The 25372-nt window shown below is 64.1% G+C and carries 16 protein-coding genes; 7 read left to right on the top strand and 9 right to left on the bottom strand.

The features are described 5' to 3' along the window. Positions 1-72: 72 nt before the first annotated feature. Both NKI52_RS10570 and NKI52_RS10565 read right to left on the bottom strand, forming a co-directional pair. On the bottom strand, positions 73-2127 hold the full coding sequence (locus tag NKI52_RS10570) for a bifunctional aldolase/short-chain dehydrogenase (RefSeq protein ID WP_352697891.1): 2055 nt from the start codon (positions 2125-2127) through the stop codon (positions 73-75). 85 nt (positions 2128-2212) lie between these two features. After that, the gene (locus tag NKI52_RS10565; RefSeq protein WP_352590243.1) at positions 2213-3178 is read right to left on the bottom strand and encodes a sugar-binding transcriptional regulator; all 966 of its coding nucleotides are present in this window, start codon (positions 3176-3178) and stop codon (positions 2213-2215) included. 188 nt (positions 3179-3366) lie between these two features. On the opposite strand from NKI52_RS10565, the gene NKI52_RS10560 reads away from it, so the two are divergent. From NKI52_RS10560 to msuE, 7 genes are all read left to right on the top strand, one after another. Next, positions 3367-5007 (top strand): acyl-CoA synthetase, encoded by a 1641-nt coding sequence (locus NKI52_RS10560; RefSeq protein ID WP_352697889.1) that lies wholly within the window; start codon positions 3367-3369, stop codon positions 5005-5007. 236 nt (positions 5008-5243) lie between these two features. Continuing rightward, positions 5244-5852, top strand: coding sequence for a TetR/AcrR family transcriptional regulator (locus tag NKI52_RS10555; protein WP_352590238.1), 609 nt, complete (start codon positions 5244-5246; stop codon positions 5850-5852). Positions 5853-5914: 62 nt separating this feature from the next. Further along, positions 5915-7063 (top strand): efflux RND transporter periplasmic adaptor subunit, encoded by a 1149-nt coding sequence (locus NKI52_RS10550; protein WP_352590235.1) that lies wholly within the window; start codon positions 5915-5917, stop codon positions 7061-7063. 208 nt (positions 7064-7271) lie between these two features. After that, the gene (locus NKI52_RS10545) at positions 7272-10412 is read left to right on the top strand and encodes an efflux RND transporter permease subunit (protein ID WP_352697887.1); all 3141 of its coding nucleotides are present in this window, start codon (positions 7272-7274) and stop codon (positions 10410-10412) included. A gap of 70 nt (positions 10413-10482) precedes the next feature. After that, on the top strand, positions 10483-11976 hold the full coding sequence (locus tag NKI52_RS10540; protein ID WP_352697885.1) for an aldehyde dehydrogenase family protein: 1494 nt from the start codon (positions 10483-10485) through the stop codon (positions 11974-11976). A 133-nt stretch (positions 11977-12109) separates the two neighbouring features. Continuing rightward, entirely contained in the window at positions 12110-13465 is a 1356-nt protein-coding gene (locus tag NKI52_RS10535; protein ID WP_023675994.1) for an LLM class flavin-dependent oxidoreductase, read from the top strand. Positions 13466-13580: 115 nt separating this feature from the next. After that, a complete protein-coding gene (msuE, locus tag NKI52_RS10530) occupies positions 13581-14141 on the top strand; it encodes an FMN reductase (protein WP_023675993.1) in 561 nt (186 codons plus the stop codon). Positions 14142-14288: 147 nt separating this feature from the next. On the opposite strand, the gene NKI52_RS10525 is transcribed toward msuE, so the two are convergent. The 7 genes from NKI52_RS10525 to glnT form a co-directional block, all read right to left on the bottom strand. Then, on the bottom strand, positions 14289-15998 hold the full coding sequence (locus tag NKI52_RS10525) for a trimethylamine N-oxide permease (protein ID WP_352569356.1): 1710 nt from the start codon (positions 15996-15998) through the stop codon (positions 14289-14291). Positions 15999-16214: 216 nt separating this feature from the next. Continuing rightward, entirely contained in the window at positions 16215-18584 is a 2370-nt protein-coding gene (locus NKI52_RS10520; RefSeq protein WP_352569358.1) for a trimethylamine N-oxide demethylase, read from the bottom strand. 273 nt (positions 18585-18857) lie between these two features. Continuing rightward, positions 18858-19487 (bottom strand): sarcosine oxidase subunit gamma, encoded by a 630-nt coding sequence (locus tag NKI52_RS10515; protein WP_352569359.1) that lies wholly within the window; start codon positions 19485-19487, stop codon positions 18858-18860. Continuing rightward, positions 19480-22464, bottom strand: a complete 2985-nt coding sequence (locus tag NKI52_RS10510) for a sarcosine oxidase subunit alpha (RefSeq protein ID WP_352697882.1) — start codon at positions 22462-22464, stop codon at positions 19480-19482. The genes NKI52_RS10515 and NKI52_RS10510 overlap by 8 nt, the downstream gene beginning before the upstream one ends. After that, a complete protein-coding gene (locus tag NKI52_RS10505; RefSeq protein ID WP_352692622.1) occupies positions 22464-22739 on the bottom strand; it encodes a sarcosine oxidase subunit delta in 276 nt (91 codons plus the stop codon). Before NKI52_RS10505 ends, NKI52_RS10510 begins: the two co-directional genes overlap by 1 nt. Before the next feature lie 17 nt (positions 22740-22756). Further along, positions 22757-24010, bottom strand: coding sequence for a sarcosine oxidase subunit beta family protein (locus tag NKI52_RS10500; protein WP_352455207.1), 1254 nt, complete (start codon positions 24008-24010; stop codon positions 22757-22759). Positions 24011-24046: 36 nt separating this feature from the next. Next, entirely contained in the window at positions 24047-25354 is a 1308-nt protein-coding gene (glnT, locus tag NKI52_RS10495; RefSeq protein ID WP_352697879.1) for a type III glutamate--ammonia ligase, read from the bottom strand. Positions 25355-25372: the final 18 nt, after the last annotated feature.

Here is a 25372-nt window from a genome sequence, read left to right as displayed (position 1 = left end):
CGTGACTCCTTGAGATTTGGCCACAATGTAGCTACAAAATACCAATTTCGCAAGTGTGATCCCCGATCACGCCTACCGCAGCGCCGCCGCGATGTTGCCGCCATCGACTGTCGTCACATCGGCGGTGGTCCGCTCGGCCAGCGCCTGATGCAGGAAGGCTTGGGCGACGTCTTCGGCCGTCACTTCCTGCCCGAGCAGGTTGCCGGACATGTACTCCTTCGCCGACACGCCGCGCGCGCCCGAGCGGCTGGTGATCATGGCATCGGTCAACAGCCCCGAACGGATGCGGTCGGCGTTGACGGCATTGGAGCGGATGCCATGCGCGCCGTAGTCGAGCGCATATTGCCTGGACAGGAACAGCGTTGCCGCCTTGGGAATGCCATAGGCGCCGAACTTCGGCCCCGGATTGACCGCCTGCTTGGAGGTGTTGAACAACAGCACGCCGCCGGTGCCCTGTTCCAGCATGATGCGCACGGCATTCTGCGCCGCCGACTGATGGGCGAAGAAATTGAGTTCGAAGCTTTTGCGCAAGGTGGCGTCGTCGAGCTCGCCGATCCGGCCCTCCCAGGCAGCACCGGCATTGGACACGAGAATGTCGAGGCCGCCGTAGACGTCGACCGCTTTGTCGAAGGCGGCGCGCATCTGCGCCGGATCGGTGATGTCGGCGCCAATGCCGATCGAATTGTTACCGGCCTTTTTTGCCGCCTCGGCAGCCCTTGCCGCATCGAGATCGACGACGACCGCATGGGCACCGTTGTCGGCGAACAGCTTTGCCGTGGCAGCACCGATCGCGCCGGCGCCCCCGGTGACCAGCATCACCTGGCCGGTCAGCGGCTTCGGCTTGTTGGCGGCGAGCTTGGCCTGTTCGAGCGACCAGTATTCGAGCGGGAACAGGTCGGCTTTGGAGAGCGGGCGGAAATCGCCGACGGCTTCGGCGCCGCGTACCGCCTCGATCCACATTTCGCCGACGTCCGAGGCAATCTTCGCATCCTTCAGCGTGCGGCCGTGGCCGAACATGCCGAGGCCGGGCACCAGCGTCAGCCGCGGCATCGGGTCGAGCATGGTGCGCTTCACGTCGTCGAGCGCATCATTGGTTTCGAAATAGGCGCGATAGTCCTTGGCGAATTTCTCGACATGCTGGCGGATGACGGATTTGTAGTCGCCGACCTTGTCCGCGTCGGGCGCCGGCAGTGCCATCGGTCCGGTTTTGATGCGGATCGACAGGTCGGGTGTCGACACGCCGCGCCCGGCATAGTCGGCAATTTTTGCCGAATTGATGAAATCGACGATCGCATCCGAGGTGCGGAAATCGCTGATCATCCGATCGAAGCGGCCTTCGCCGCGTGCCACCGCCACCGCGCCGCGCAGCATCGGCGCAATCTCCGCAGGCTTCGCCAGCCTGGCCGGCAGTGCCACTTTTTCGGTGCGCGGCTTGCCGTTCCCGGCGATGAAATCCTCGGCGACGTTCACATAATGGATCATCCGGTCATAGGCCTGCCTGGCATCGTCGCCGAAGGTGAAGATGCCGTGCTTGTCTAGGATCAGGCCTTCGACCGTCGGATCGGCGTCGAATACGTCGGCGGCCGCCTTGGCCAGATCGAAGCCCGGCATGATGTAAGGCACGAAGCCCATCTTTTCGCCGAACACCTTCCGGCTCAGCGCCTCGCTGTCCTCCTGGTCGACGATGGCGAGGATCGCCGTCGAATGCGTGTGGTCGACGAATTTGTGCGGCAGGAAGGCGTGCAGCAGCGTCTCGACCGACGGATTGGGCGAGGACGGATCGATGAGGTTCGCCCGCTGCAGCGCGACCATGTCCTCGTCGGAGAGCTTCTTGAGCGACCGCGCCTTCAACAGCGCGCCGAGCTTGACCGCCGGCAGGCCCTGCGGCTCGATGACGCCCATGTCCCAGCCGCTGCCCTTGACGCAGAGCACGTCCCATTCGTCGCCGACGAGATCGGTGGCCCTGGTCTTGCACGAGGTGTTGCCGCCGCCATGCAGGACGAGCCGCGGCTCGCCGCCCAGCAGCCTGGTCGTGTAGACGCGCAGCGCCAGGTCGCGGGCCACACCCTTCTTTGCATAGTCGGCGACCAGCTTCTCCGCCTCGCCGTCATTCCACAGGTTCTTCATGTCAGCTTCGTCCGATTTCTCTTTTGTTGTGAACAGGAATACCGCGACGCCTTGATGACAATGCGTCGGCGGCTGAAACTAGGTATCAGGCGACCTCTTCTGCTGCTGCTCCGGCATGGTCGAGCAGCCGTCGCGCCATGCGCGCGCCTACGACGAGATGGGTGCAGAGCCCGCCGGCGATCGCCGCGACGAGCGGTTCGAACTTGCTCTCTTCCTGCACCACCACAAGGCGCTTTCCGATCTGGCGCAGCGATGACAGCTCTGCCGAAATCAGCCGGCGGTTGTAGCTGCAGTCGAGCGCCTGGCCTCGGGCGTCGATGATCTGCCCGGCAATGACGCCGGCCGCACCCGCCTTGCGCAATACAGCCATTTCGCTTGGCGTCAGCGCGCCGCATTTGACCAGATGGCTGTCGGTGTCCACCGAGCCTACCGAATACAGCGCCAGGCCGCATTCGCCGATGCCCGACAATTGCTCGCGGATCACCGGCTCGGCGCGCAGGCCGCGTGCCAGTTCTTCCGTCGTCAGCACCAGCGGCGCGTAGAAATTCAGCCCCTTGGCGTTGAGCCGGCGCGCGATTTCCATCGTGCATTGGTCCGGCCGGTACGAATAGGGGGCGCCCAGATTGCCGCAGAGCTGCACCACGGTGACGTCCTGCAGATCGGCATAGGACATGATGTCGGCGATCGTGTAGATGGTCCGTCCCCAGGCGACGCCGATGCGGTCGCCCTTCCTGATCAGCTCGAGAAAGACGCTTGCCGCCAGCACCGCGATGTCGGTCGAGGGGTCGGCGACATAGCCGTTTTCCGGCGCGATCCAGACCGCGTCGAGCTTCAGCGCGTCTTCCAGCTTGCGTGCCAGCACGTCGTCGGTGAAAAGCTGGGTCGAGGTCGAGATGTTGACGATGCCGGTCTCGCGCGCCTTGCGCAGATACATCGCCACCGAGGCACGGGAAATCTTGAGCTGGCTGGCCACCTGGTCCTGGCGCAGGCCGTGTGCATAGTAAAGCCAGGCGGCCTTGTGGATAAGCTGTTCTGCCGGTCGGATCGCCATGCCATCTCCTTGCTGACATTATTCACGGCTCTCGACAAAAGTCAAATTGGAGGAAGGAATAGATGCGCTTTCGCCGCCGAATCTAGACCATTCTTGTGCCACACGCGGTCTATGATGGCATCGTTGGTGGTGACGGGCCGGAAGCCGGTAGCTAAAGTTCTCGACGAACACATTGCGCGGAGGACGGGATGGGCAATCCCTACGAACAGGACCTAGACAGGAACCCGGCCAACCATCAGCCGCTGACGCCGCTGACCTATTTCGAGCGGGCGGCAAAGACCTTTCCCGATCAGACCGCCATCATCCATGGCCGCCAGCGCACGACCTATCGCGATTTCTGGAAGCGCTCGCTGAGGCTTGCCTCGGCGCTGGCGAAGCGCGGTATCGGCAAGGGCGACACCGTCACCGTCATGCTGTCCAACACACCGCCGATGCTGGAAGCGCATTTCGGCGTGCCGATGACCAGGGCGGTGCTGCATTCGCTCAACACCCGCCTCGACGCCGCCGTCATTGCCTTCCAGCTCGATCACGCCGAAAGCAAGGTGCTGATCGTCGACCGCGAATTCGCCGGCGTGGTCCGGCAAGCGCTGACGCTGGCCAAGGTCAGGCCGCTGCTGATCGATTACGACGATCCCGACTATGCCGCCGATGCGCCCTATCCCAAGGGGGAGCGGATCGGCACGCTGGACTATGAGGCGTTTGTCGCCGACGGCGACGAGGATTTCGCCTGGTCGATGCCGGACGATGAATGGGATGCCATTTCGCTCAACTACACCTCCGGCACGACAGGCAATCCGAAGGGCGTCGTCTGTCACCATCGCGGCGCGGCACTGATGGCCTATGCCAACACCATCCATGCCGGCATGGGCAAGCACCCGGTCTATCTGTGGACGCTGCCGATGTTCCACTGCAATGGCTGGTGCTTTCCCTGGACGCTTGCCGTGCAGGCTGGCACGCATGTCTGCCTGCGCTGGGTGCGGCCGAAGCCGATCTACGACGCCATCGCCGATCACGGCGTCACCCATCTGTGTGGCGCGCCGGTGGTGATGTCGGTGCTGATCAACGCCAGGGACGAGGACAAGCGGCAGTTTCCTCAGACCGTCACCTTCAACACGGCCGCGGCGCCGCCGCCTGAGGCGGTGCTGTCGGGCATGGCCGATGCGGGCTTTGCCGTCACCCATCTCTACGGCCTGACCGAGACCTACGGCCCGGCCGTCGTCAACGAATGGCACGGCGAGTGGGACCGGCTGGAGAAAGGGGCGAGGGCGGCGAAGAAGGCCAGGCAAGGCGTGCGCTACGCCGCGCTCGAAGGCCTGACTGTGATGGACCCGCAGACGATGCAAGAGACGCCGGCCGACGGCGAGACCATCGGCGAGGTGATGTTCCGCGGCAACATCGTCATGAAAGGCTATCTCAAGAACCGCAAGGCGAGCGACGAGGCCTTTGCCGGCGGCTGGTTCCATTCGGGCGACCTCGGCGTCATGCATCCGGACGGCTACATCCAGCTCAAGGACCGTTCCAAGGACATCATCATCTCCGGCGGCGAAAACATCTCCTCGATCGAGGTCGAGGAGGCGCTGTACAAGCATCCCGCCGTCGGCTCCTGCGGCGTTGTCGCCAGATCCGACGACAAATGGGGCGAGGTGCCGGTCGCCTATGTCGAGCTGAAGCCGGGCAAGGCGGCGACCGAGGCGGAGGTAATCGAGCACTGCCGCGCGCTGCTCGCCCGCTTCAAGGTGCCGAAAGCGGTGATCTTCGCGGAAATCCCGAAGACTTCGACGGGCAAGATCCAGAAGTTCCGGCTGCGGGAGATGGCAAAGCAGCCTTAGGGCCTGATCCGAAAACGGAACCGATTTCGGAAAGCATCTTTTCAAGATCCTTCGCAAAAAACACGGGGCGGCGTTGCAGGCGCGCCCGGCGGAAACCACATGCGTTTCATGGGCCGACTCCGTCCAGGGATGTCACCATCTGTCATCAGCAGCCAAAATCGTGCCTTGACAGGTGATGGTTTTCAATTTACGAGTGACGAAATTCTAAATTCGTCAGTCGTAAATTGGCCAACGAGATGCTTGAAACCCTAGATACCACCGCCGATTCCGCCCGCCAGGAAAATGTCACGCGCATCCTGGATTGCGCGGAGCGATTGTTTCGCCACTACGGCTACGGCAAGACCAACGTCGCCGACATTGCGCGCGAACTCGGCATGTCGACTGCCAACATCTATCGCTTCTTCGCCTCCAAGGTGGAAATCCACCAGGCGGTTTGCGGCCGTATGCTGGAGACCTGCTACCGGTTGAGCTACGAAGCCTGCCATAGCCCCGGCACCGCCAGCGAGAAGCTCCGCCGCTACGTGCATACGCACTATCAGTGGACGCTGGAAACCATGATCGACCAGGAGAAGGTGCACGAGATGGTCATCGTCGCCATCGAGCGCGATTGGCATGTCATCGAAAAGCACATCGACCGCATCCACGACCTGGTCGCTGAAGTGATCCGCGAGGGCATCGCCACCGGCGAGTTCGTCGATCAGGATCCGGTGGTCGCTTCCCGGTGTTTCGGTGCTGCCATTATCAGCCTCTCTCATCCACAGATGATGGCTCAGTGCCTCGCCAAGAAGAACCGGGCGACGCCGGACGAGCTTACCGAGTTTGCCATCAGAGCCTTGAAGAAATGACCGTTGCCGCCCGTCGGGCGGCGATACCGGCAATTCATCTCCACAGTTCGGGAGTACGAAAAGTGTCTTTGTCCAAGTCCATCACCTACAGGCGACCGGCCGCCGGCCTGGCACTGATTATCGTTGTCGCTCTCGGCCTCGCCGGCTGCTCGCAGGAGAAAGCCGAGGTCACCGAGATCATCCGCCCGGTCAAGGTGGTCGAGATCGCTAAGGCGAGCGATACCCGTCAGCTTTCCTATTCCGGATCGGTGCGTGCCCGCACCGAGATGAATCTCGGTTTTCGCATCAACGGCAAGATCACCGAGCGCCTTGTCGACATCGGTGACCGCGTCAAGCCGGGCGACGTTCTCGCCCGCATCGATCCCACCGACTACGAGCTTTCGGTGAGAAGCGCTCAGGCCAGCCTCGATGCTGCCGACCGTCAGGTCGAGACAGTCGAGCTTACGCGCAAGCGGGCCGAACAGCTCTACGCCAAGAATTTCGCGCCGAAGTCGCAGCTCGAGCAGGCGACGCTCGCCTATAATCAGGCGGTCGCCACGCGAGACTCCGCCCGCTCGCAGCTTGCCCAGGCACAGAACCAGGTCCGCTATACCGATCTCAAGGCGGACAAGAACGGCATCGTCACTGCCGTTGCCGCCGATGTCGGCCAGGTGGTCGGCTCCGGCACGCCGGTGGTGACCGTTGCCATCGACGGCGAGAAGGAAGTCCTGATCGCTGTTCCGGAAACCGATATCGCCGAATTCAAGCCGGGCAAGACCGTCAAGGCTGGCTTCTGGTCCGATGAGGCGCTGACGCTCGACGGCAAGGTCCGCGAAGTCGCCGGCAGCGCCGATCCGCAGTCGCGCACTTTTGCCGTTCGCGTCAGCCTGCCCAACGATCCTCGCGTGCTGCTAGGCATGACCGCCTCCATCGAAGCCGCGGCGGACAACCGGCAGCAGCTGGTGTCGATCCCGCTGGCCGCGTTGGCGCAAAAGGACAGCCAATCGATCGTCTGGACAGTCGACCGCAACGGCGGGACCGTCCATGCGCATCCGGTCAAGGTCGCCGCCTTCACCCCCGACGGCGTCAGCGTCGCCGATGGGCTGAAGCCGGGTGACGTCGTCGTCGCCGCCGGCACGCAGTTCATGACCGAGAATCTGAAAGTCAAGCTGACCGGTGATGCGGCGCAACAGTCGGCGTCGGCCGATGACGCTGCAAGGCGCTTGCGCTGACGGCCAGGCAATTCACGGTTTCCGGGCGGCAGGCGCCCCCGATTTTCGAGATCTCAGGTCGATGTAACCCCCACGTCGATCCTCGCGTCCCACCGCGATGTAGATCTCTCAACTCGGAAAGCCACGCCGCCCGGAAGCCCACATCGGAAGTTCCTTGGGCATGCGAAAGCGCGTGCTCTGTTGATAAAATTGAAACGGACTGACGCCGATGACTATCGACACCAATGAAAAGCGGTCTTTCAATCTTTCGCGCTGGGCAATCGGCCATCCGAGCATTGCCCGCTTCCTGTTCGGGCTGATCATCGTCGCCGGTGCGCTCGGCCTGATGCGCATGGGCCAAAAGGAAGACCCCGATTTCACCTTCCGCGTCATGGTCGTCCAGGCGATCTGGCCAGGCTCCTCGATCAAGGAGATGGAGGACCAGGTCGTCAACAAGATCGAGCGCAAGCTGCAGGAAACGCCGCACCTCGATTTCGTCCGCTCCTACACCCGCGCCGGCAGCGCCATCATCACCTTGCAGGTCAAGGGCGACACCAATCCGGCGCAGGTCGCCGATGCTTTCTATCAGGTGCGCAAGAAGGTCGGCGATATCGCCAATGAGCTGCCGCAGGGGCTGCTCGGGCCCTACTTCAATGACGAATTCGGCGACACGTTCATCACCCTGCATTCGATCAGCGGCGACGGCTACAGCTATCCCGAGCTGAAGAAATTCGCCATCCAGGCGCGTGACATGCTGCTGACGACGCCCGGTGTCGAGAAGGCCGTGATCATCGGCGACCAGCCGGAAAAACTCTACATCGACGTTTCATCCAAGGCGCTTGCCGAACGTGGCCTGACGTTGACCGACCTGCAGAATGCGATCCGAGGCCAGAACAATGTCGATCCGGCAGGTTCGGTCGACACCGGCCAGCGTTCGGTGCGCATTTCGGTCGAGGGCGATGTCACCAGGGCGGCCGACATCCGCGAGCTTCGCCTGCGCGCCGGCAACCAGGTGACGCGCCTCGGCGACATCGCCACCGTGACCTCGGGCCTCGAGGATCCGTACCAGCGCAAGTACCGTTTCAACGGACACGACAGCGTCCAGCTCGGCGTCGTCATGGCCAAGGGCTTCAACGTCACCGACGTCGGCAAGGACGTCGAAGCGACCTACAAGCGCTTCGAAGAGGCGCTGCCCTATGGCGTTTCGGTCGATCAGATTTCCGACCAGCCGCATGTCGTGAAGGAGGCGGTGAGCGAGTTCATGGAAGCGCTCGGCGAAGCGCTGCTGATCGTGCTTTTCGTATCGTTCCTGTCGATCGGCTGGCGCTCGGGCCTGGTGATCGCGATCGTCATTCCGCTGGTCCTGGCGGCCACGTTCGCCATAATGTACGAGCTCGGCATCGACCTGCAGCGCATTTCGCTCGGCGCGCTGATCATCGCTCTTGGGCTCTTGGTCGACGACGCGATGATCGTCGTCGAAATGATGGAGCGAAAACTAGAGGAAGGCTTGGTCAAGGTCGAGGCGGCGAGCTTCGCCTACTCCTCGACCGCTTTCCCGATGCTGACCGGCACGCTGATCACGACGGCAGGCTTCATCCCCGTCGGGTTCGCTGCCTCGACCGCCGGCGAATATGTGCGCACCCTGTTTTACGTCGTCGGCATCGCGCTGATCGTGTCCTGGTTCGCGGCGGTCTATTTCACGCCATGGCTCGGCCACATGATCCTGAAGCAGCGCAAGCACGCCGGCAACCATCACGATGTCTTCGACACGCGCTTCTACCGCCGTCTTCGCTCGACCGTTGCATGGGCGGTGCGCCACCGCATCATCGTGCTGGTAATGACGCTGATGACGTTTGCCACCAGCCTGTGGGCGTTCCAGTTCATCCCGCAGAATTTCTTCCCGCAATCGTCGCGCCCGGAAATCCTTGTCGACCTCTGGCTGCCGGAAGGCACCAGCATCAAGGAAGTCGAGACCCAGGCCAAGGCGCTCGAAGCCAGGATGATGGACGACAAGGACAAGCGCTTCATCGCCACCTATGTCGGCGAAGGCGCGCCGCGCTTCTTCCTGCCGCTCGACCAGCAGCTTCGCAACCCGAACTTCGCCCAGCTTCTGGTGATGGCCAATGACGAACCGGCCCGCGAGCGGCTGATCGTCAAGCTGCGCACCATCCTGGCCGAGGATTTCCCATCGATCCGCGCCAAGGTCGACCGCCTGTTCCTCGGTCCGCCGACCGGCTGGCCGGTGCAGATGCGCGTCATGGGTCCGGATCGCCAGGAGGTGCGCCGCATCGCCGACGAGGTGAAGGCGAAGTTCCAGGCAAATCCGCTGCTCGGCGCCATCCACGACGACTGGCTGGAGCCGGTGCCGACGATGAAGCTGGTGATCGACCAGGATCGCGCCCGTGCTCTCGGCGTCACCTCGCAGCGCATCCGCCAGATGCTGCAGGCGGCCATGTCGGGAGCGCCGCTCGATGACTTCCGCGACGGCGAGGAGACGGTTTCGATCGTCGCCCGTGAGCCGGAGGCAAGCCGTCACCTGCTGTCGGCGGTCGACTCCGTCTACATCCCGACCGATTTCGGTGGCTCCGTGCCGCTGTCGCAGGTCGCCAAGGTGGTCCCGGTGCTGGAGCAAGGCGTCGAATGGCGGCGCGACCGCTTGCCGACCATCAGCGTACGCGCCACGCTGCCGGACGGCGTGCAGCCGAACGATGTCGCCATGAAGATGTACAGCGACATGCAGGGCCTGCGCGCCAGCCTCGCCCCCGGCTACAAGATCGAGATCCAGGGCGGCGCCGAGGATGCGGCCGAAAGCCAGGCCTCGATTGCGGCGAAAGCGCCGATCATGCTGGCCGTCATCGTCGTGCTGCTGATGATCCAGCTGCAGCATTTCGGCAAGGCCATGCTGGTGCTGGCGACCGGTCCGCTCGGCATCATCGGCGCGGCGGCGGCACTTTTGATCAGCGGCGCGCCGTTCGGCTTCGTCGCCATCCTCGGTGTCATCGCCCTGCTCGGCATCATCATGCGCAACTCGATCATCCTGGTCGATCAGATCGATCAGGACATCGCCGCCGGCGTAGAGCGTTCCGAGGCCATCATCGGCTCGGCGGTGCGCCGGTTCCGGCCGATCGTGCTGACGGCGCTGACGGCGGTGCTGGCGCTGATCCCGATCTCGCGCGGCGTCTTCTGGGGGCCGCTCGCCTACGCCATGATGGGCGGCATTCTCGTCGCCACGGTGCTGACCATCCTTGTCCTGCCGGCAGCCTATGCGCTGTTCTTCGGCAGGGAGCGCAAGAAGGTGGTGGCAACGGAAGAGGCGGCCAAGGTGGCAGAAGAAAGCGAAAGGCCGCAACTGGCCCTGGCGGCCGAATAGAGCTGTTGGCAAATGTGACCTCCGGCGGTTTAATCCGCCCACCAGGCGTAGGCGCCGGAGGAGGACGGTCATGACCATGGCTCAGACAAAGGCACCGCTGCGGCTGCCGATCGACGGGCGCCATCGCCAGATGTTCATCGGCGGCGGCTGGGTCGATGCCCGCTCCGGCCGGACCATGGAGAGCCGCAATCCCGCCACCGGCGCGGTCATCGCCACGGTGCCGCGCGCCGACCGCCAGGACATCGACTTGGCGGTGACTGCTGCGCGCAAGGCGTTCGAGGGCCCGTGGAGCCGGTTCAAGCCTTATGAGCGGCAGGTGCTGCTGCTGAGGATCGCCGACCTCTTCGAAAAGCACTGGGAAGAGATCAGCCGCTCCGACACCACCGACATGGGCATGCCGATCATACGCACCCGCGCCAATCGCAACCGCGTCATCGGCATGCTGCGCTACTATGCCGGCATGGCGACGGCGCTGCACGGCGAGACGATCGACAACTCGCTGCCCGGCGAAATCGTCTCTTTCACCCGCAAGGAGCCGGTCGGCGTCGTCGGCGCCATCATTCCCTGGAACGCGCCAACGGCGGCGTCGATCTGGAAGATCGGGCCGGCGCTGGCGACCGGCTGCACCATCGTGCTGAAGCCGTCGGAAGAGGCGCCGCTGACGCCACTTTTGATCGCCGACATCATGAACGAGGCCGGCGTGCCGGCCGGCGTCGTCAACATCGTCACCGGCACCGGCACCGAGGCAGGTGCCGCACTCGCCGAGCATATGGGCATCGACAAGATCGTCTTCACCGGCTCGACGGCAACCGGCCAGTCGATCGTGCGGGCCTCGGCCGGCAACCTCAAGCGCGTCTCCCTGGAGCTCGGCGGCAAGTCGCCGGTCATCGTCTGCGCCGATGCCGATCTCGACAAGGCGGTGCCGGTGGCGGCGATGTCGGTGTTCGCCAATTCCGGCCAGATCTGCATCGCCGGTTCGCGCCTTTTCGTCGAACGCGCCGTCCATGACGAGTTCGTCGAGCGGCTCGCGGCATACGCCAAGGGTCTCAGGGTCGGCGACGGCATCGACCCGGCGACCGAGATCGGTCCGCTCGTCTCCGAAAAGCAGCTGCAACGGGTCACCGGTTACCTCGAGGCCGGCACCGCGGAAGGGGCGAAACTCGTCACCGGAGGCACCCGGCTTGTGGAAGGCGCGCTTGCCGCCGGCAATTTCGTCGCGCCGACCGTCTTTGCCGGCGTCTCGGACAACATGAAGATCGCCCGTGAGGAGATATTCGGGCCGGTGATTTCAGCCTTGCCGTTCGATACGCTGGACGAGGCGGTCGAGCGGGCCAACAACACGCCTTACGGCCTGGCTGCAGGGGTCTTCACCCAAAATCTCGCCACCGCCCACCAGCTGTCGCGCAAGATCCGCGCCGGCTCGGTCTGGGTCAATACCTATCACGCCATCGATCCGGCCGTGCCCTTCGGCGGCTACAAGATGAGCGGCTACGGCCGCGAGGGCGGCGCCGAGCACCTCGCTGAGTATCTCAACACCAAGGGCGTGTTCATCAAGATCGATTGATCGGTCCGCCGCCCGCACAAAAAATGCTCCCCGACGCCGGTTTTGCAAAACAGAATTCCTTCCCATGGCCGCAAAGCCATCCCATGCTCGAGCAATTGGAGCGTTACGCTCGTCGTCATCGGTGCGTTTTTCCATGGCAGAAAATCGACAATTGCGGCTTGGCGCTTTCATGCGGCCCGTCAGCCTTCATACCGGCGCCTGGCGCTACCCGGGCGCCTATCCCGACGCCAACTTCAATTTCGCGCATCTCAAGCACTTCGCGCAAAGGCTGGAAGCGGCGAAGTTCGACGCCTTCTTCATGGCCGACCACCTGGCCGTGCTCAACATGCCGATCGAGGCGCTGCGGCGCAGCCACACGGTCACGTCCTTCGAGCCGTTCACGCTGTTGTCGGCGCTTGCCGCCGTCACCGATCGTATCGGGCTGATCGCAACCGCCTCGACGACGTTCGACGCGCCGTACCACATCGCCCGTCGTTTCGCCTCTCTCGACCATATCAGCGGCGGGCGCGCCGGCTGGAATATCGTCACCACATCCAATCCCGACGCCGCGCTGAATTTCGGCCTCGACGAGCATGTCGAGCACAACGAGCGCTATCGCCGGGCGCGGGAGTTTTATGATGTCGTCACCGGCCTGTGGGACAGTTTTGCCGACGATGCCTTCATCCGCGACGCCGAAAGCGGGCTCTATTTCGATCCGGCGAAGCTGCATGTGCTCGACCACAAGGGCGAATATCTTTCGGTGCGGGGACCGCTCAATATCGCGCGGCCGGTGCAGGGCTGGCCGGTCATCGTGCAGGCCGGCGCGTCGGAGGCCGGACGGCAGCTCGCCGCGGAAACGGCCGAGGTGATCTTCGCCGCCCATGCCGATCTCGCCTCGGGGCAGCGCTTCTTTGCCGACGTCAAGGAACGTGCGCAAAAACTTGGCCGGTCGCGCGACGACATCAAGATCCTGCCCGGCGCCTTCGTCATTGTCGGCGAGACTGTCGAGGAGGCGCAGACGAAGCGGGCCAAGCTCGACAGCCTCGTCTACTACGAGAGCGGCGTCGCCTCGCTGTCGATCGCGCTCGGCCACGACGCGTCGCGGTTCGATCCGGATTCAGTCTTGCCCGAAATCCCGGAAAGCAACGCCAGCAAGAGCGGCCGCGAGCGCGTCATCGAACTGGCGCGCAAGGAAAACCTGACCGTCAGGCAGCTTGCGCAGCGGCTGGGCGGCTATTCCGGTCTTGCCTTCGTCGGCACTTCGAAAACCATCGCCGACGAGATGGAGGAATGGCTAGTCACCGAAGGCTCGGACGGGTTCAACGTCATGTTCCCCTATCTTCCCGCCGGATTGGATGATTTCGTCGAGAAAATCGTGCCCGAATTGCAGCGGCGCGGCATTTTCAGGAGCGAATACGAAGGATCGACCCTGCGCGAAAATCTTGGCCTGAAGCGGCCGCCAAACCGGTTCTTCCAACCTGAGACGGCAGCGATCCGCAAAGCTGGTTAGAACCGGTAATGATTTTAGACCGTGGCAAGCATCCGTTCTTTTCGTTCGGTCCGAATGTCCATAGGGTCATGAGCAGCGGGCTGGCAGCCCGAAATCGTCGCGAGGGCTTTGCATCATGACCAATCCGGCCGTTGTCGGTTTCTCAGGCAATTTCACCCGGCCGTCCAAGACGCGCGGCTTCGTCGATCGTATCGTGAACGAGGTAGCCGGCAGATATGGCCTGGCCGCCAGCACGCATGACGTCGTCGACCTCGGCCCCAGCCTCGGTGGCGCCAGATGGGCGCGTGAACTGGATGCGCAAGCGGGCGATATCCTCAAGTGCGTCGTCGCGGCGGACGTGCTCGTCGTTGGCTCGCCCACCTACAAGGGCAGCTACACCGGCCTGTTCAAGCACTTCTTCGATCTTGTCGACCCAACGGCGCTCAGGGGCAAGCCGGTGGTGCTGCTGGCGACCGGCGGCGGCGACCGGCATGCGCTGATCATCGAGCACCAGCTGAGGCCGCTGTTCGGCTTCTTCGAGGCCTTTACGCTGCCGACCGCGATCTACGCTTCGGACAGGGATTTCATCGACGGCGTGCTTGCGTCCGAGACGATCCAGGCGCGCGTCGGACAGGTGCTCGAGGATATCGGTGCAGCGCTTGGCGGTCGCTCCCGCGCAGGCACCGCTGCCGAATAGCCCCTAAAAAGAAAAACCCGCCTCGGCGGCGGGTCTCGGGGCGAATCAGCACCATATCGAGATTAGTAGCATAGCTGCCGGCACAAAGCAAGAACAAAATGCAGGGATCGAGCGCGCCTTGCGCGCCCGATCCCTCAAGGCAAGCCGTCAGATGACGAACAGCCAGTTGGCGAGCAGCATCACCACGACGCCGGCGACCAGCGTCAGATAGGGCAGCATCCCCGCCTTTTTCACCGCAAGGTCGGACGAGCTCATGCCGAGATCGGCCAGCATGTGGTCGGGGAATCTGCCCTTGTCCTGGATGTAGTGCCGGAAGCAGAACACCGGGATGATCAAGGCTGCCGTGATCAGCCCGGCCCACAATGCCATCGGGTTCCACACCTTGGCGCCGGCGCCCATGAAGACCGCGTTGACGTAGGCAAAGATCGCGCCGAGGCCGAGCAGCCAGCTCGGCGCCTTCCATGGCCGCGCGATGTGGCCATTGTCGATGCGGTGAATCCAGCCGGCATTGAGGTTAAGGAAGTTGAAGATGATGTAGCCGCAATTCGACACGGCGAGGATGAAGAAGAAGCTCGTTGCGTCGGCCGAGGCGATGGCCAGCACGATCAGGTTGAAGATCAGGTCGGTCCACATCGCCCGCGTCGGGGCGCCGTGCTCGTTGACATGGCTGAGATAGCGCGGCAGCCAGCCGTCGACCGAACCTTGATAGAGCGTGCGCGAGGAGCCGGCCATCGCCGTCATGATGCAGAGCACCAGGGCCAGGATCATCAGCATCACCAGCAGGCTGTGGATCAGCTGTCCGCCGCCGACCATGCCGGCCAGCGCATCGGCAACGCCGGAGCCGTCGACGATCGGCGTCGCCAGCATGCCGTTCAAGCCGAGCACGCCCTGGAAGGTGAACGGCACCAGGATGAACAGCAGCATGCATAGCAGGCCGGAGTAGAAGATCGCCTTGAAGGTATCGGTGCCCGGGTTTTTGAACTCGGAGGTGTAGCAGACCGCGGTCTCGAAGCCGTAGGTCGACCATGCCGCGATGAACATGCCGCCGAGCACCAGCGTCCAGCCGGCGATGTTCCATGCGCCGGGCTCCGGCGCATAGGCTGCCGCGAGCGGCACCAGCGGCGAGAAGTTTGCCCAGTTGATCTGGCCGGTGACGATCGGCACCACGCCGACGATGAGCATCGGGATGATCACCAGCAGGCCGATATATTTCTGCACGTTGGCCGTGCCCAGGATGCCGCGATGCTGGATCGAGAAGATGATCAGCATCAGCACCGCGCCGATGAAGAAGGTTGCGTTGAAGGTGAAGGAAACCGGGCCAAGCGTGTGACCGTAGAGCGTCCAGTTACGGATCGCCGGCGTCGCCGCCGCGGTGACCGCGGTGATGGCGTCAGCGGCGCTGGTTCCGGCATGGGCCGCAATATAGGCGGCGACTTCCGGCGAAGTGTCGGTGAACAGCGGCACCGGCGCCAGTGCGTTGAGGATATAGGCGGCGGCGATCGAGCAGCCGAGCGACAGCACCGGCGACCAGGCGAACCAGTTGCACCACACCGAAAGCGGCGCGATGAATTTCGAATAGCGCAGCCACGCGGTGGCGCCGTAGACCGAGGCGCCGCCGGATTTGTTCGGGAACAGCCCGGCGATCTCCGCATAGGTGAAGGACTGCAGGAAGCCCATGACCATGGATACGGCCCAGATCAGGAAGGCCAGTGTTCCGGTGGTGCCGGCGATGCCGCCGATCGAAAACAGGACAAGGGCCGGAACGCCGCTTGCCACCCAGAAGGCGCCGCGCCAATCGATGTTCCGGTGCAGCTGCCCTTCGGCAGGCGGCACCAAGGTGGTGACTATCGTGCTCATTTACGTGGATTCCCCATTTTTGATGTTCCCCATCGGCAACAGCCGCAATCTCGCGAGGCGTCATCGACGCTCACGTTGAACGGCCCCAGGCGTTTTCCGCTCAGTAGTATTTTTTTCTTAGCAGTGAAGATTGACCCAACGCGCTTTCACGTCAAGCGCTTTGTGACGCTGTGCACATTGCGCTTGTGTGAGAAGGGAAGAACCAGGCAGCGTCGATCACGAGCGCGGCCTGGTCTTTTGCGGGTCGTAATGGGCGAAGGCGACGACGCGCGCCGGTAGCCGCTTGCTGTGGCCGTCGAGCTTGCCGATTTCGACCTCGGTGCCGATCGCCGAATGCGCGACGTCGAGCCTGGCCAGCGCGATAGTCTTGTTCAGCACCGGCGAGCGCATGCCCGAGGTGACGACGCCGATCTGGGCCCGGCCGACATGCACGCAATCGCCGTGGCCGACGGCGACATTGGCGTCGATGTCGAGGCCGACCAGCTTCTTCTGCGGGTTTTCCTTGCGCCGGATCAGCGCCTCGCGGCCGATGAAATCGTCGCTCTTGGTCTTCAGCGGTACGGTGAAGCCGATGCCGGCCTCGAACGGATCCGTCTGGTCGGAAAACTCGTAGCCGGCAAAGATCAGCCCGGCCTCGATGCGTACCATATCGAGCGCCTGCAGCCCCATCGGCTTCAGGCCGTGCGGCTGGCCGGCCTGCCAGATCGCGTCGAACACCTTTTCGGCGTCGCGCGGATGGCACCAGATCTCATAGCCGAGCTCGCCGGTGTAGCCGGTGCGCGACACCACGACGGGAATGCCGTTGCCGCCGCCGATGCGGGCGACGGCGAAACGGAACCATTCGAGCTCGTCGATCGACGGCTGTAGCGGCGAGGTCCAGATGATCTGCCGCAGGATGTCGCGGCTTTTCGGTCCCTGCACGGCAACATTGTGCATCTGGTCGGTCGAGGAGCGCACCAGCACGGTGAGGCCGAGTTTTTGCGCCGTTTCCCGCAGCCATTCGCCGGATAGATCGTCGCCGCCGACCCAGCGGAAATTATCCTTGCCGAGCCTGAGCAGTGTGCCGTCGTCGATCATGCCGCCATGCTCGTAGCACATGGCGGAATAGACGATCTGGCCGACGCCGAGCTTCTTGATGTCGCGGGTCAGCGTGTATTGCAGCAGCGCCTCGGAGTCCGGCCCGGTGACCTCGAACTTGCGCAGCGGCGACAGGTCCATGATCACGGCGTCCTGCCGGCAGGCCCAGTATTCATCGATCGGGCCTTGCCTGGCGAAGGAATTGGCCAGCCAATAGCCCTTGTACTCGACGAAGTTGCGGGTGTGCTTGGCAAAGCTCGAATGAAAGGCGGTCTCGCGGGTCATTTTCGGTTCCGAATCGGGCGTCATGCGTCTGGCGATCGCTCGCGAGAATTTGTGCTGGCCGGAATAGGTTCGCACATGGATGTCGGTCAGGTTCCAGCCATTGGCCGGCGTCGTATCGTCGGGGCAGGCGGACGAGACGCAGACGATGTCCGTGAGCGCCCTGAGTAGCACATAGTCGCCCGGCCGCGACCACGGCTCGTCCGATACCACGACGCCATGCGCGTCGATGGCCGTGTTGAAGAAGAAGTTGATCGCCATCCAGCCGGCGCGAGGCGTGACACCCTTGTCGGCCAGCGCGCGGTTGAAATTCTCCGAGCAGTTGGGATGGCCGGGATAACCGATGTCGTCGTAATATTTGGCCGCGCAGGCGAGCGCGAATGCATCGTGGCGGCCGCAAGTGTCCTGCACAACCTCGACCAGCGGCTCCATGTCCTGGTCGTAGTATTTCGAGTGCAGACCGGGCATCGGATAGCTCGAACCCATCAGCGTGCGCGTCGTCGTCACGTCGAGCGGATGATCGCGGCCCTTGTCCAGCTTGCGCGCCGAAAAGCACTGGAAGTCGGTGCATTGACGCCCGTCGACATCGATGATCTGCAGATAGTCGCCCGCCTTGACGAAGTAGGCCTCCGCCGTCGCCGAATGGACGCGCAGGTCGAGCACGGGATCGGCCAGCGGGTCGGCAAGCCCGGATTTTGCCGCCGGGCGGATGGTGGCGCGGCGGACGATGACGCTAACCGGCGTCGCCGTATCGTGGCCGTCGACCAGCATCGGCCCGCCGGGCGCGGCAATCAGCATCGACCCATCGCGGGCGACGGTAAAAGCCTGTTCGGTACCGGCAGGGGTGGCGCCGCCGAAAACGCGAACCGCCTTCGCCTGGTCGATCTGCACCTGGCGCCGCTCGAGCCCCCGGCGCAAGGATGCGAGGCTGTCGTCGCCTTCGGCCAGCAGCGCCTTGATGCCGGCGGCATTGCTGTTCGATTTCTCGCCGAGAATGCCGGGATCGGTCGCGTCGCTGCTGTCCCATGCCAGCAGCTCGCAGGCCTGCCCGCCCTCGACATCGCGCACGGTGACAATGTCGCCGGCCTCGACCTCGATCAGCACCGCACCATTGCCCTGAACCGAGTAGCGCTCCATCCCGGCCGGCAGCGTAATCTGGCCTGGCCGCAGGATCAGGCTCGGCCGGGGCGGTCCGGCGACGACGGCGGGGTAGGGCGACTGGCTCATCTCAACCTTGGTTTCGAGAAACAAGTTTGCCTGTGTGTGAAATTATTTTAGCGGGAAGAATAGGATAGAAGAGCCGGAGTTGGCAAGTGAAGGCGGCGCGCGCGCCTCTTCCTTCTCTCCTTGTGGGAGAAGGTGGATCGGCGCGCAGCGCCGAGACGGTTGAGGGGTGTTGGACGGAGTGCCGTCATAGCCAAGCTGGAGCACCCCTCATCCGACCGAGCTTCGCTCGGCCACCTTCTCCCACAGGGGGAGAAGGGAAGGTGGCGCACAATCCTACCCCAATTCCTCGGAATGCCCGATCTCGACGCCATACTCGGCGGCAGCGTCCAGCATCGTATGCCACAGGCTTTCCGCGAAGGTGGCGAACACCAGAAGATTGAACACCGCCTGTCCGTTCGGCCGGTCATTGGCGCGCCAGAGATTGATGCTGGTGTGATCGACCGAGGTCGCCGCAGCGGTGCCGGCCGGGAACGCCGCGGGGTGCAGGTCTAGCGACGACAGTTTGGCCAGCATCGCGCGCGCCTTTTCTCCGGAAACGCTGATCAGCGCGCGCGCATGCGACTGGTCGGACAACGAGGCGGATTGCGCAAACGCCTGGCTCAGCGGTTCGCTCGCGTGCTTGCCGCCATTGGACAGGACCAGGAACTGATCCGGTCCCGACCAGATCAGCCTAGCGTCGGGAGTTCGGGTCGCCTTGGGCGTTTCCGGGGCGGCAACGCCGAAGCGGGTTTCGGCGGCCTTCGCCAGTTCTGCCGCTTTGCCGCGCCGCGCCATCACCTGGATCAGGTCGAAATTGCGGATCTCGGTGAGCGATACGCCGGCCGCCGTGCCGCGCGCGCCATAGGCGCCGACAACAAGCGCTTTCTCCAGCGGACTGCGGGCAATCCAGGAAAACTCAGCCACGCTGGCGCCCTCCATCCGGATCGTATAAGACCGGGCTGCACAGCTCGACGTCGTAGTCTTCGCCGCGTAGCGGATCGTGCGCATGGACGATCTCGCCGATGCGCTCGCGGCCACGCTCAACAAGCGCCAGCCCGATCCACTGGTCGAGCATGGGCGAGAAGCAGACCGAGGTGACGTAGCCCTGGTCGTTATCGGGGCCGGGCGTCTCGCCCTTCGGAATGATATGCGCGCCGGAGCGCAGGCGGCGCGTCTTGTCGACGGGCTTGATGCCGACGACGACCTGCCGGTCCGGGGCAATCAGCGCCTCGCGGCCGGCCATGACGCGGCCGATGAAATCTTTTTTGGTCGACATCATCTTGCCAAGGCCGAGGTCGGCGGCCGTCGTCGTGCCGTTCAGCTCCGGTCCGGCGACATGGCCCTTTTCGATGCGCATGACGCCGAGCGCCTCGGTACCGTAGGGCGTAACGCCGAACGGCTTGCCGGCCAGCATCAAATTGCGCACCAGCGCCTCGCCATAGCGGGCGGGAACCGAAATCTCGAACGCCATTTCGCCCGAAAACGAGATGCGGAACAGCCGCGCCTTGATGCCACCGCGAAGCGCAACTTCCCGCGCCCCCATGAAGGGAAAGCCTTCGTTCGACAAATCCTCCGCCGGATCGACCATTTCCCGAAGCAGGTCCCGGGTCTTCGGCCCGGCGATCGAGAATTGCGCCCACTGGTCGGAGACCGAGGTCAACTGCACGTCGAATTCCGGGAACAGCACCTGCCGGCAGAATTCGAGATGCTGCATCACCAGCCCGGCCTTGGCGGTGGTGGTGGTCAGGAAATAATGATCCTCGGCCAGCCGCGACGTCGTGCCGTCGTCATAGACGATGCCGTCCTCGCGCAGCATCAGCCCGTAGCGGGCTTTGCCGACGGCGAGACTGGAGAAGGTGTTGATGTAGACGCGGTCGAGAAAGGCGCCGGCATCCGGGCCGTGCACGTCGATCTTGCCGAGCGTCGAGACATCGCAGAAGCCGACGCCGGAGCGCACCGCCTTGACCTCGCGGGTGACCGATTCCAGCCAGTCCTTTTCGCCGGCGCGCGGATACCATTGCGCCCGCTTCCACAGGCCGGTGTCGACGAACACCGCGCCCTGTTCGGCTGCCCAGTGATGCGACGGCGTCAGCCTCGTCGCATGGAAGTCTTCGTCGCGATGATGGCCGGCGAAGGCGCCGATGGCGACCGGCACATAGGGCGGGCGGTAGATCGTCGTGCCGGTTTCGGGGATCGATTTGCCGCTGATTGCCGCCATGATGGCGAGACCGGCGACGTTCGAGGTCTTGCCCTGGTCGGTGGCCATGCCGAGCGTCGTATAGCGCTTGAGATGCTCGACCGATTCGAAACCTTCGCGCTGCGCCAGTTCGATATCGGACGCGGTCACGTCATGCTGGTAATCGACGAAGGCTTTCCCTTTGCCGGCCACATACCAAAGCGGCGTCAGCGAAAACGCCTCGCTGTCGGCGACCGGCGATGTGCCGGCATTGCCGCTGCGTCCAGCACCCTGCGCTGCCGCAGCACCCGCGGCAAAGCCCTGGCGCAGGCAGTCGCCCAGCCCGAAGGCGCCGTTGGCGGCGCCGACGGCCACCATGCCGGGCGGCGCACCATCCGGTACGAAGGCTGCGATATCGTCCTGCCATTTCGGCCGGCCGCGATGATAGGAGGTCAGCCCGACCGCCGGATTCCAGCCGCCGGACACGGCAAGCCCGTCGACTTCGACTTCCGCCCGTGCGCCGCCGGTCAGCGCCACCACGATTTTCCGGAGCCCGTCCTTGCCGCCTTCGACCCCGCTGACCGAGCCGTTGAGCACGGCAAAGCCGCCTTTGGCGGCAAGCGCGCGATGCGCGGCGGAGACGTCCGGGCGCGCATCGACGACCGCCGCGATCTGCAAACCGGCGCCAAGCGCGGTCTCGACCGTGCGCCAGCCATCCTCATTGTTGGTGAACAGCGCGATCCTCTTGGCAGGGGTAACCGCGTAGCGCGCGACATAAGTCCGCATAGCCGAAGCCATCATCACGCCCGGCGTGTCGTTACCGGCAAAGACGATCGGCCGCTCGATGGCGCCAGCGGCAACAATTGAGCGCTTCGCCACGATCCGCCACAGCCGCTGGCGCACCTGGTGCTCGGGCGGCGAGGGCAGGTGGTCGTTGACCCGCTCGATCGCGCCATAGGTGCCGCCATCATAGACGCCGAACAATGTCGTGCGGGTCATGATGCGGACATCGGGCAGTGCGGCGAGTTCGGCCAGCGTGCGCGTAATCCATTCGGCCGCCGGCGCGCCGTCGATCATGCCGCCGTCGGCGAGCAGGCGGCCGCCAAGCGCAAAATCTTCCTCGCACAGGATGACGCGGGCGCCGCCGCGCCCGGCCGCCAGTGCCGCAGCCAGCCCGGCCGGGCCGGACCCGGCAATCAGCACGTCGCAATGCGCCCACGCCTTGTCGTAATGGTCGGGGTCGGCGACGCCTGCAGCGCGGCCGAGGCCGGCGGCGCGGCGAATCGTTGGCTCGTAGATCGTTTCCCAGAATTTCGCCGGCCACATGAAGGTCTTGTAGTAGAAGCCGGCGACGAAGATCGGCGCGAACAGCTGGTTGACCGCCATCAGATCGTGGCGCAGCGACGGCCAGCGGTTCTGGCTGGCGGCTTCGAGCCCGTCATAGAGTTCGGCCGTGGTCGCCTTGGTGTTCGGCTCGCGCCGCGCTCCGCTGCGCAGTTCGACCAGCGCGTTGGGCTCCTCCGAACCAGCGGTCAGGATGCCGCGCGGCCGATGGTATTTGAACGAGCGGCCGACCAGCTTGACGCCATTGGCGATCAGCGCCGAGGCCAGCGTGTCGCCTTGGAAGCCGGCAAAGCTCTTGCCGTCGAAGCGGAAGCTCAGCGGCACGGCGCGATCGATGAGACCGCCGCTCTCCAGCCGGTGTGTCTGCGCGGGGCCAACCATCAGACCCCAACCTCGGCGGCACCAACGCCTGCAGCCGGTTCGACCGCCGAAATCTCATGGGTCAGCGTGTTGCGGGCGACCTTCAGCCAGGCCCGGCAGCCGCCGCCATGGTACCAGTATTCGCTCATCGGCCCGGCGATGTTGTCGCGCAGATAGACGTAGTCGAAGACCTCGTCTTCGGTGGCGCCGGCCGCCGGACGCACGGGCTTGGCGTCGCCCAGATAGGTGAACTCGCCGAGTTCGCGTTCGCCGCAGAAGGGACAGACAATGCGCATGCTTCTTCAGCCAGCCTTCAATGCAGGTTCGGTTGGGCGCCTTGGCCCTTTTCGTCGATCATCGCACCTCGCCGGAAGCGGTCGAGACGAAAGCGGGCAGCCTCCTTGTGCGGCTCGTCGCGCGCCAGAAGATGGGCAAAGACCAGGCCGGAGCCGGGCGTCGCCTTGAAGCCGCCATAGCACCAGCCGGCGTTGAGATAGAGCCCGTCGACCGGTGTTTTGTCGATGATCGGCGAGCCGTCCATCGACATGTCCATGATGCCGCCCCACTGACGCAGCAGCCGTATCCGGCCGATCATCGGCATCAGCGCCATTCCGCCCTCGCAGACGTCTTCCATGACAGGCAGATTGCCGCGCTGGGCGTAGGAATTGTAGCCGTCTATGTCGCCGCCGAAGACCAGGCCGCCCTTGTCGGACTGGCTGACATAGAAGTGGCCGGCGCCGAACGTCATGACATTGGGGATCAGCGGCTTGATCGCCTCGGAGACGAAGGCCTGCAGCACATGGCTTTCGATCGGCAGCCGCATGCCGGCCATCGCCGCGACGCGCGACGAGGAGCCGGCGACGGCCATGCCGACCTTGCCTGCACCGATCCTGCCGCGGCTCGTCTCGACACCGGTCACCTTGCCGCTGCCATCGCGGACAAAACCGGTCACCTCGCAGTTCTGGATGATGTCGACGCCGAGCGCGCTCGCCGCATGCGCATAGCCCCAGACCACGGCGTCGTGGCGCGCCGTGCCGCCGCGCCGCTGCAAAAGCCCGCCCTGCACTGGAAAGCGCGCATTGTCGAAGTTCAGGAACGGCATCATCTTCCTGACCGCCGTCAGATCGAGCAGTTCGGCATCGATGCCGTTGATGCGCATGGTGTTGCCGCGCCGCGCATAGGCGTCGCGCTGCGCGTCGGAATGGTAGAGGTTGATGACACCGCGCTGGCTGACCATGGTGTTGTAGTTGAGGTCCTGCTCCATCCGCTCCCACAGCTTCATCGACAGCTCGTAGAAGCCGGTATTGCCGGGCAGCCCGTAATTGGAGCGGATGATGGTGGTGTTGCGGCCGGCATTGCCGGAGCCGATCCAGCCCTTTTCCAGCACGGCGACATTCCTGATGCCGTATTCGCTGGCGAGGAACCATGCCGTCGCCAGGCCATGGCCGCCGCCGCCGATGATCACCACGTCGTAGTGGCTCTTTGGGCTGGCGTCGCGCCAGGTGCGCTGCCAGTTCTTATGGCCGGAAAATGCCGCCCGGGCGAGGGAGAAGATCGAGTATTTCATGAACCTGTTTCGCGCCGGGCGTGCAACAATTCCGGATCAGATGTCGAGCGTGTGGTCGCGCTCCCACTGGGTGAAGTGGGAAGCATAGGAATTCCATTCCTGCTGCTTGAGCTTTAGATAGGCCGACGAGAATTCCTCACCCAGCGCCGCCTTGAGCGATTTGTCGTTGTCGAACTCGCGCAATGCGTCGAGCAGGTTGAGCGGCAGCTTCGGCGCGCCCTCGACCGTATGGCCGAACTGGTACATGTCGATATCGTAGCGCCTGCCGGGGTCGGCCTTCGAGCGGACGCCGTCAAGGCCGGCGGCGATGATGACGGCCTGCAGCAGATAGGGGTTTGCCGCGCCGTCCGGCAGGCGCAGCTCGAAGCGGCCGGGGCCGGGTACGCGCACCATGTGGGTGCGGTTGTTGCCCGTCCAGGTCACCGTGTTCGGCGCCCAGGTGGCGCCGGAGATGGTGCGCGGTGCGTTGATGCGCTTGTAGGAATTGACCGTCGGGTTGGTGATGGCGGCAAGCGCGGACGCATGTTTCATGATGCCGCCGAGGAAATTCCTGCCCTTGGCCGACAGGCCAAGCTCTATCGCATTATCGGCAAAGACATTGGTCTTGCCGTCTTTGTCCCACACCGAGATATGCGCATGGCAGCCATTGCCGGTCAGGCCCTGGAAGGGTTTAGGCATGAAGGTTGCGCGCAGGCCGTGCTTTTCGGCGACCGATTTCACCATGAATTTGAAGAAGGAATGCTTGTCGGCGGTCGCCAGCGCATCGTCGAAGGCCCAGTTCATCTCGAACTGGCCGTTGGCATCCTCGTGGTCGTTCTGGTAGGCGCCCCAGCCGAGCGCCAGCATGTGGTCGCAGATCTCGGCGATCACATCGTAGCGGCGCATCACCGCCTGCTGGTCGTAGCAGGGCTTCGACGCCGTGTCATATTCGTCGGAAATCGTCTTGCCATCCGGCGAGATCAGGAAGAATTCGGCCTCGACGCCGGTCTTGATGTGCATGCCGTCGCCAGCGGCCTCCGCGATCAACCGCTTCAGCGTGTTGCGCGGCGCCTGCTCGACCGATTTGTCGTCCATGATGCAGTTGGCGGCGACCCAGGCGACCTCCGGCTTCCAAGGCAACTGGATCACCGAGGCCGGATCCGGCACCGCCAGCATGTCGGGATGCGCCGGCGTCAGGTCGAGCCAGGTGGCAAAGCCGGCAAAGCCCGCGCCGTCCCGCTGCATGTCGGCGATCGCCTGCGCCGGCACCAGCTTGGCGCGTTGCCCACCGAACAGGTCGGTGTAGGATATCATGAAATATTTGACGCCCTTCTCCTTGGCGAAGGCGGCGAGATCGTTCCCCATTATAGTTCCTCGCTTACT

The organism is Mesorhizobium sp. M0590 (assembly GCF_040320905.1).
GTDB lineage: Bacteria > Pseudomonadota > Alphaproteobacteria > Rhizobiales > Rhizobiaceae > Mesorhizobium.
This window is presented reverse-complemented; position numbering and strand designations above follow the sequence as displayed.